The following is an 8,251-nucleotide window of genomic DNA, read 5'->3' as shown; positions in this document are numbered from 1 at the left end:
GTCCCGCAAGGGATCCGGGTAAATCTCCGCGTGCGGGATGCCTCGGGCATCACCACCAAAGCTTCAAATCGGACACCAGATGTCCGCCGTGCATCCCGCACCCCTCTCATAGCTCCAGGCGCACAGCGCCGTGGAGGGTTTGGTGCTGACACACCTTTCCTCCCCATTTCATGGGGAGGTGGATCGCCGCAAGGCGGCGAGACGGAGGGGCGCCGCGTCAGCGGCGTTATGTTGATGCCAAGCTCCACCGCCCTCCGGCGCTGACGCGCCGGCCCCTTCGACCCCTCCTTCGCCAAGGCTACGGAGGGCCCACTTCCCCATGAAATGGGGAAGAAAGAGGGAGTGCCGCTTTCCCCGGACTTGTTCCGGGGTCTGGCGGCGTTTCAGGAGGAGGCTCCTCCTGGCCCCGGCACGGGGGCCGGGGGAAGCGGGGAAAGAGACAGGAAAAGAAAGCGGTGCGGCTCAGGTCTGGCCGGTCTTGATCCGGACGTCGGCCGGCGGGGCCTTGTAGGTTTCGAAAGCGGCCAGCAGCGTGTCGATACGGTCCGCGATCATCAGCGAGCGGCGGTGGTTTTCCGCCAGGAAGCGCTCGTCCGTCATCCGGTCGAGGAAGCCGATGAGGTCGTCGTAATAGCCGGCCGCATTGAGCAGCCCCACAGGATGGGTGTGGTGGCCCAGCTGGGCCCAGGTCCACACCTCGAACAATTCCTCCATCGTGCCGATACCGCCCGGCAGGGCGATGAAGGCCTGGGACATCTGCACCATCATCGCCTTGCGCGCATGCATGGACTGGACGACATGCAGTTCGGTCAGCTCGAGATGGGCGATTTCCTTCAGGGCCAGGAATTCCGGAATGATGCCGATCACGCGGCCACCGGCCTCCAGCGCGGCATCGGCCAGCTCGCCCATCAATCCGACCTGTCCACCGCCATAAACGACATCGATGCCGCGTTCGGCCAGCGTCCGGCCAACCCCGCGGGCTGTTTCGACGAAGGCCGGATCCTTGCCCGGATTGGAGCCGCAATAGACGCAGATCGATTTCATCGGAACTCCAATCGACTTGGTATACAGGTCAGCTATCGTATCCTGCGGGAAACGTGACGGGGGACAAGCATGAAACGGGTGTTCGCTCTGATAGTCGTGCTGCTGGTTGCAGGCAAGCTTGCCGCGCCGCCCCCGGCGGCCGCCCGCACGATCGATCCGGTCGTCCTGCCCTCGCAGATGTGCCGCGGCTATTTCTTCCTGCCGGTGACACTCGAAGTGCGCGACGGCGAGACGGCGCAAGACCGGACGCTCTGGTTTCTCTACGACACGGGCGCCTCGGCCAGCTATGTCGATCCGGACAGTGTCGAGCGCGTTTCCGGACAGCGGCTGGACAGTGGCGTGCGGGCGAATTTCGGACGCGTCACCGCCGGGCCGGTCGCCCTGACCGGCCTGCGGGCGGGGGTCCGCGAGCTCGATCACCTCTCGATTGCCCTGGGGCGCGAGATCGACGGCATACTGGAGTATGACGCCTTTGAGGATGTGCTGCTGACGCTCGACTATGGCCTGGGCGAGATGCGGGTGGAGAGCGGCGCCCTGCCACGCCCGGACGGCGTCACGGTGTTCGATGCGAACGGTCCCGACTCCCGCCCCTGGATCCGCGTCAGCTTTCCCGATCGCACGCGACGCCTGCTGATCGACAGCGGCGCGGCGCTGAGCCCGATCGTCCTGCGCGATCTGGAACGCTATGACACGATCGCGCCGCCGCGCGCGACCGGCGCAGCCGTCCGCTTTTCGGAGATCGAGCGCCGCTCCGCCGCGCGCCTCGCCGGAAATGCGCAGATCGGCGACAACGTGCTGATCCAGCCGGTGATTGAATCCACGCCCGAAACGGAAATTCTGGGTGGACAGGCCATGCGGCACTTCGTGTGGACCTTCGACCAGCGCCATGAGCGCGTCCGCATGATGCGTCACGCCCCGGACACGCCCATCACCTTCGAACCGCTGATCACGCACGGTCTGGTCCTGGTGCCGGAGGGCGACGGCATGCGCGTGGCCACCGTGATCGCCAATACTCCGGCCTTCGATGCCGGCGTGCTGACGGGCGACGTCATCACCCATTTCAACGGCCGTTCAATGCGCGACCGGGACTGCTCGGTCGACGGTACACCGCCCGAAATTCTCGATCTCAGCCTGCTGCGCAATGGCGAAGCGATGGACGTGCGCCTGACGCTCTACCCGCTGGTCGACTGAGCCGCGACGACATAGGCGCCCATGGCGCGGATGGCCTCGACGATGCGCATGATATCGGCCTGGAAAGCCCGTTCGCCGATGCAGAGCTCCAGAGCGGGCACCGGGTCGTGCCCGAAATGCCAGAACCGGTTGCCAAGCCAGACGCCCGTCGCCTCGGCGACCGCATCCCGGGCCGCTTCGGCCGTCGCGACATCACAATCCAGCCGGACATGCATCATGTTGACCTTCGGTGGATTGGGCGTGATCGACAGTCCGGGCTGGTCGCCGACCCCCATCGCGATCCCGCGCGCCCGTTCCACGAAAAGCGGGATCTGCGGCAGCCGCACATCGAGTACACGCAGCGCATCGGGCACCATCGGCCAGGCCGAGACCAGACGCCCGCCCATGCGCGCCAGCCACAGGCGGGCCTCCTCCACGAAGTCCGCCTCGCCGGCCAGGACGGCGCCGCCCGAGGCGCCGAGATCCTTGTAGAAGGAGGCGTAGACCGAGGCGAAGCCGTCGCAGATTTCGGGCAGGTCATGCCCGGGCCAGGCCATCGGCAGAGCCCAGATCCGCGCACCGTCCATGTGCAGCGCCTGGCCGGTTTTACGTGCACGCGCCTTGATCGCCTGCAGCGCATCCCAGTCGGGCAGAGCGCCGCCATTGTGGCGCTGCGGCAGTTCGATGATCGTGCACCCGGCATCGGCCGGCAGGTCGTCCGCACTCAGGGGACGGGGCCACGCGCCGCAGCTCACCGGCTCCAGCCCGTGCAGATGGATGTGGCCGTCTTCTTCGTGAAGGGCGAGATGCGAGGTCGGGTGCAGGCCGAGACGGGCATTGCCAGCGGCCTGGCAGTGCAGGCGCGCCGCAACGCCCTGGGCCATGGTGCCGGAGGGAAACCAGACCGCCGCCGGCTTGCCGAACAGGGCCGCCATGCGCGCTTCCAGACGGGCGACACTCTCGCCCGTCAGATAGGCTTCTGCCCCCAGCCCCGCTGAGCGCATATAGGCGGCGACGCGTTCGAGCCGGTCTGCCGGACTGCCATCGGTGTGATAGGGAAAGCTGAGATCGAGATCGCAGCGGGCTCTCAATGCGGCATTCATTCCGCGGCCGTGAGCCCGGCCAGCGTATCGCTGCTCCAGCCCACAATCACATCGCCGCCGGCCTCGATAACCGGCCGCTTGATAAGGGTGGGATAGGTGATGAGCAGGCCGGCCGGATCATCCTCGGCAATCAGCTTGTCTTCGGCCGACAGATTCCGCCAGGTCGTGGAACGCGTGTTCACGAGCTTCTTGGCGCCCACGGCATCGATCCAGGCCGGCACTTTTCGCACCCGGTCGAGCTCGTCGCGGATATCGACAAATTCGTGATCCCGGCCGGCCTCTTCCAGCTCCTTCACCGCCTTGCGGCAAGTGTCGCAATTCTTCAGCCCGTAGATCCTGACCTGCATGATTTTCCCCCAGCCGGAGAACCCGCGAATCCGGACTCTCCCCATGCGTGCATTTCACTAAACCGGCACCGGTCCGGAAAAAAGCCCGTGCCACAGCCGATACCTGGCCGTCCAGCCCTCTTATTCCGCAGCGGTGTCCGCCAGGCTCTCGGCGCGCATTTGCGCGGCGCGCGCTTCCACCATCTCGACGATGTGATCGATCATCTCCTCGTTGGAGACATTGTGGTCCGGCCGGCCGGACACGTACATCTTGCCACGCCCCGCACCGCCGCCGGTGAAACCGAGATCGGTCATCAGCGCCTCGCCGGGCCCGTTGACCACACAGCCGATGATCGACAGCGAGATCGGCTCGGAGATATGCGCCAGCCGCTGCTCGAGTTTTTCCACAGTCCGGATGACATCGAAACCCTGCCGGGCGCAGGACGGGCAGGCAATGATATTCACGCCGCGGGTGCGCAGGCCGAGCGATTTGAGAATGTCGAACCCGACCTTCACCTCCTCTTCCGGTTCCGCCGACAGCGAGACGCGGATCGTGTCGCCGATCCCTGCCCACAGGAGCGAGCCGATACCGATGGCAGATTTCACCGTCCCCGTCCGCAAGCCGCCGGCCTCGGTCACACCGAGGTGCAGCGGCGCATCCGTGGCTTCGGACAGCGCCTGATAGGCCGCCACGGTGAGGAAGGCGTCCGACGCCTTCACGGAAATCTTGTAGTCGCGGAAATCGAGGTCTTCGAGGATGCGGGCATGATCCAGCGCGCTTTCCACCATCGCCTCGGGACAAGGCTCGCCGTATTTCTCCAGCAGGTGACGCTCCAGCGAGCCGGCATTGACGCCGATGCGGATGGCACAGCCGTGATCGCGTGCGGCCTGGACGACATCCTTCACCCGGTCCATCGAACCGATATTGCCCGGATTGATCCGCAGGCAGGCCGCTCCGGCCTCGGCGGCTTCGATGCCGCGCTTGTAGTGGAAATGGATGTCCGCGATCAGCGGCACCTTGGCCGCTTTCGCTATGGTGCGGAAGGCCGCCGTCGAGTCTTCGTCGGGACAGGAGACGCGTACCATGTCGGCACCGGCCTCTTCGCAGCGCCGGATCTGGTCGATCGTCGCGGCGGCATCCGCCGTCGGCGTATTGGTCATGGTCTGGACCGTGATCGGCGCATCGCCGCCAACTTCCAGTCCGCCCACGCGGATGGTGCGGCTCTTGCGGCGCTCGATCATGCGCCACGGTCTCACGCTGCGGGGATCCTTACCGGCTTGCGACATCCGTCACTCCCTTCGCGGCCGTCCAACGGCCGTCCGGTGCGCATATAGCGTCAATGCGGCGATGTTTCGACCGGGGTGCGACAGATTACTGCGGCTGCGCGGTGTCCTGCGGCTGCAGCTGGGCCAGAACCGGCAAGTTCTCGACCGGTGCACCGAGTTCGCCGAGCGTGCCGACGATCTCGCCCTCATGCTCCAGCTGGATTGCGCCCGCATCCGTTGCGGACACGGTCAGGCCCGGCTCCAGCGCCTGATAGGTCTCGCCGGCGGCGAGCTCGCGGGCGAACAGGATCCGGCCAGACGCGTCCTGCACCTCGATCCAGGTCGGCGACAGGGCCCGCATCACGACGGTGCCGGCAGCGGTTCCGGCCTTGCCGAGCGGAAGCCCCGTCCAGATATCGTCGAGACTGGGCGCCGTGGCGGCCACGTCGAAACCGGGACGCGCCCATTCCGGCGCCGCATCCGGCGGCGAGGGCGGATTGCCCAGAATGCCGCCTGTGCCGACCTGCTCGGAATACCACCAGGCCACACCGGCCAGCGCGGCCAGGATGATGACGACACCGAACAGGCCGCGCGGCAGCTTGATCGGCTTGCGCGTCGGGGCCGCGGCACTGGGCGCCGCCCGGCCTGTCTCGGTGTCCACCTCGCGCTTGAACTGCTCGACGAGCCCGGCGGGCTCAAGCGACAGGAAGCTGGCATAGGTGCGCAGATAGCCGACAGCATAGGCCCGGGCCGGCAGGCCGCGCGGGTCCATGTTTTCAAGAGCTTCGAGATAGTCGGCGCGGATCCGGGTGCGTTCGGCAGCCTGTTTGAGCGACAGGTTCATCTTCGACCGCGCCTCGCGCAGCCGGTCGCCGGCCGTCAATTGCACATAGCCGATACTGTCATCAGAATAGACAGCATCAACCGGAACGAAGTCCGCACCCGACGCTTGACCCATCATAGCCATCTACCGCTCTCTCCCCGGAGCGATCGTCACCCAAGAACGCAATTAAGGGTAACTTTGCCCTAACCCCGCTCTATAAGATCAAATCCCTCGACCGTTTTCAACAGCCTCGCGAGGCAGTCCGGCGTCTTCCCCTGCCTCGAGGAGAAGCGGACGCAGACTGTCTGCGGGGCTCTGAAGCCGGCTCGCAAGCCAGATGCCAAGTTTTTCGACGTCGAGACCGGAGACGAGTTTCTTGATCGGGCCGATGTTCGGAGCGGCCATGGAAAGACTTCGGTAACCAAGGCCTATCAGCACGGCAGCCTCCAGCGGCTTGGAGGCGATTTCGCCGCATACGGACACCGGCGTGTCGTGTTCGGCGCAGATATCGCGTACCCGTTTGAGAAGGTCGAGGGCGGCCGGGCTGAGCACATCGTACCGATCCGAGACACGCGAATTCTGCCGGTCGGCCGCAAAGAAATACTGCATCAGGTCATTGGCGCCGACGGCGACGAAGTCGACCGCTTCGATGGCGTGCTCAAGCGCCCAGGCCATGCCCGGCGTCTCCAGCATGATGCCGACCTTGACGTCCGACGGCATGACATAGCCCGCCCGTTCGGCATGACGCAGCTCGCGGTCCAGCATGTCGCGCGCCGCGCGCACTTCCCAGGGCGCCGAGATCATCGGGAACATGACTTTCAGGGGCCGCCCCGCCGCCGCCAGGATCAGGGCGCGCAGCTGGTAGCGCAAGAGGCCGGGACGATCCAGGCCCATGCGGATGGCCCGCCAGCCCAGCGCCGGATTGGGTTCCTTGGTCGAGGGCGCAAAGGGCGCGACCTTGTCGCCGCCCAGATCGAGCGTACGGAACACGACCGGCCGCTCGCCCGCCGCATCCAGGACCGACTTGTAGACCGCCGACTGGGCGGACAGGCGCGGCAGCGTCTCGGCGACCATGAACTGGAATTCGGTGCGGAACAGGCCGACGCCGTCGGCACCGGTCTCGTCCAGCGCCATCAGCTCGATCAGCAGGCCCGCATTCATGTGCAGGCCGATCCGCACACCGTCCGCCGACACTGCCGGGCCCCGCAACTCGGCATAGGCCAGCCGGCGTTCCGACAGGGTCTGGATCCGGGCGTCATAGGTTTCGGCGACATCGACCTGCGGCCGGATGTGCAGCACGCCGAACTCACCGTCCAGGATGACCGGATCACCGTCCTCGGTCTGGTCGAGCGCACCTTCCAGGCGGCCGACGAGCGGAATGCCGAGCGCCTTGGCCACGATCGCGGCGTGAGACTGGGCCGAGCCTTCTTCCAGCGCGATGCCCTTGAGCTTCTCACGGTCGAACTCCAGCAATTCTGCCGGACCGATATTGCGGGCGATGATGATCGCATTGTCGGGCAGCTCGGCCGACGACTTGGCGCCGCCATTGAGATGGCGCAGCAGGCGGTTGGCGAGGTCTTCCAGATCGTGCAGGCGCTCGCGGAAGGTCGGATCCGCCGCCTTCATCAGCCGCGCCCGGTTCTCGTTCCGCACGCGTTCGACCGCCGCCTCTGCCGTCAGGCCACGCCGCACCGCCTCGCGCAGCCGCTCCAGCCAGCCGCGGTCATGGGCGAACATCCGGTAGGCCTGCAACACGTCACGCGTCGGTCCACCAAACGGGATGCGGCCACTGTCCAGCATCTCGTCGATCTGGATCCGCAGTGAGGAGATGGCCGTGTCGAGCCGCTCTTCCTCGCGGCCGGGATCGTCGGCAATCAGCCGGGCTGACTCGACATGCGGCTCGAACAGCACCGCGACGCCGCGCGCAATCCCGCCGGAGAAGGCGCCGCCCTGGAAGCGTTCAGGCCGCGACTGGCGCATGTCCAGACCGGCCATTTCCTCGGAGTCGACGATATCGCCGGAAGCGACGATCTCGGCGAGCACCATGGCGACGGTCTGCAGCGTCTCGATCTCGTCGGTCGCGACCTGGCGTTCCTGGGAGGTCTGCGCGGTCAGCACCCCGACCATGCGGCCGCCGCGCAGGATTGGCACGCCGACAAAGGTGTTGAAGGGCTCTTCGCCCGTTTCCGGCTTGTAGGAGAAGGCCGGATGCGCCCGGGCGTTCGAGGTCGAGAGCGGCCGGGCCCGGCGGGCGACCAGGCCAACCAGACCCTCGCCCGGCTGCAGGCGCACATGGTGCACGGCCTCGGCCTTCAGGCCGAAGGTGGCGCACAGTTCCAGCGCGTTGGACTGGCGGGCCAGATAGATCGAGCAGACATCCCACCCCGCCTCTTCCGCGATCATGGCGGTGAGATGGTCCAGGCGTGCCTGGGCGTTCTCCTGCACCGCCATGAGCTCGCGCATGCGCTTGAGCAGGCGGCGCGGATCGCGCATGGGAGAGGTCTTCAGATCGTCCATGC

General features: G+C 66.4%; 7 protein-coding genes. 1 reads left to right on the top strand and 6 read right to left on the bottom strand.

Going from position 1 to position 8,251, the window contains the following annotated elements; all coding sequences use genetic code 11:
• Nucleotides 1-462 precede the first annotated feature (462 nt).
• Nucleotides 463-1,044 (bottom strand): TIGR00730 family Rossman fold protein, encoded by a 582-nt coding sequence (locus tag JJ918_RS15890; RefSeq protein ID WP_291889534.1) that lies wholly within the window; start codon nucleotides 1,042-1,044, stop codon nucleotides 463-465.
• A gap of 69 nt (nucleotides 1,045-1,113) precedes the next feature.
• Between JJ918_RS15890 and JJ918_RS15885 the strand changes: the two genes are divergently transcribed.
• Nucleotides 1,114-2,235: a PDZ domain-containing protein gene (locus JJ918_RS15885; RefSeq protein ID WP_291889531.1), complete on the top strand. Its 1,122-nt coding sequence runs from the start codon at nucleotides 1,114-1,116 to the stop codon at nucleotides 2,233-2,235.
• Here JJ918_RS15885 and JJ918_RS15880 read toward each other — a convergent pair.
• The 5 genes from JJ918_RS15880 to ptsP form a co-directional block, all read right to left on the bottom strand.
• Entirely contained in the window at nucleotides 2,217-3,305 is a 1,089-nt protein-coding gene (locus tag JJ918_RS15880; RefSeq protein WP_291889527.1) for a low specificity L-threonine aldolase, read from the bottom strand. The genes JJ918_RS15885 and JJ918_RS15880 overlap by 19 nt on opposite strands.
• An 8-nt stretch (nucleotides 3,306-3,313) precedes the next feature.
• On the bottom strand, nucleotides 3,314-3,664 hold the full coding sequence (locus JJ918_RS15875) for an arsenate reductase family protein (protein WP_291889524.1): 351 nt from the start codon (nucleotides 3,662-3,664) through the stop codon (nucleotides 3,314-3,316).
• 120 nt (nucleotides 3,665-3,784) lie between these two features.
• Entirely contained in the window at nucleotides 3,785-4,930 is a 1,146-nt protein-coding gene (gene ispG, locus JJ918_RS15870) for a flavodoxin-dependent (E)-4-hydroxy-3-methylbut-2-enyl-diphosphate synthase (RefSeq protein ID WP_367277728.1), read from the bottom strand.
• Between the two features lie 85 nt (nucleotides 4,931-5,015).
• Nucleotides 5,016-5,876, bottom strand: a complete 861-nt coding sequence (locus JJ918_RS15865; RefSeq protein WP_291889519.1) for a RodZ domain-containing protein — start codon at nucleotides 5,874-5,876, stop codon at nucleotides 5,016-5,018.
• Between the two features lie 78 nt (nucleotides 5,877-5,954).
• Nucleotides 5,955-8,249, bottom strand: a complete 2,295-nt coding sequence (gene ptsP, locus JJ918_RS15860; RefSeq protein WP_291889515.1) for a phosphoenolpyruvate--protein phosphotransferase — start codon at nucleotides 8,247-8,249, stop codon at nucleotides 5,955-5,957.
• Between the last annotated feature and the right edge of the window lie 2 nt (nucleotides 8,250-8,251).

Origin of the sequence: Maricaulis sp., assembly GCF_017642925.1 — a bacterium.
Taxonomy (GTDB): domain Bacteria; phylum Pseudomonadota; class Alphaproteobacteria; order Caulobacterales; family Maricaulaceae; genus Maricaulis.
The sequence above is the reverse complement of the archived record's forward strand: the minus strand, read 5'-3'. Positions and strand labels throughout refer to the sequence as shown.

Bases quoted from the DNA above. Each gene is read 5' to 3' on its own strand.
- JJ918_RS15890 (WP_291889534.1), bottom strand. From the start codon at position 1,044: ATGAAATCGATCTGCGTCTATTGCGGCTCCAATCCGGGCAAGGATCCG.
- JJ918_RS15885 (WP_291889531.1), top strand. From the start codon at position 1,114: ATGAAACGGGTGTTCGCTCTGATAGTCGTGCTGCTGGTTGCAGGCAAG.
- JJ918_RS15875 (WP_291889524.1), bottom strand. From the start codon at position 3,664: ATGCAGGTCAGGATCTACGGGCTGAAGAATTGCGACACTTGCCGCAAG.
- ispG (WP_367277728.1), bottom strand. From the start codon at position 4,930: ATGTCGCAAGCCGGTAAGGATCCCCGCAGCGTGAGACCGTGGCGCATG.
- JJ918_RS15865 (WP_291889519.1), bottom strand. From the start codon at position 5,876: ATGGCTATGATGGGTCAAGCGTCGGGTGCGGACTTCGTTCCGGTTGAT.
- ptsP (WP_291889515.1), bottom strand. From the start codon at position 8,249: ATGGACGATCTGAAGACCTCTCCCATGCGCGATCCGCGCCGCCTGCTC.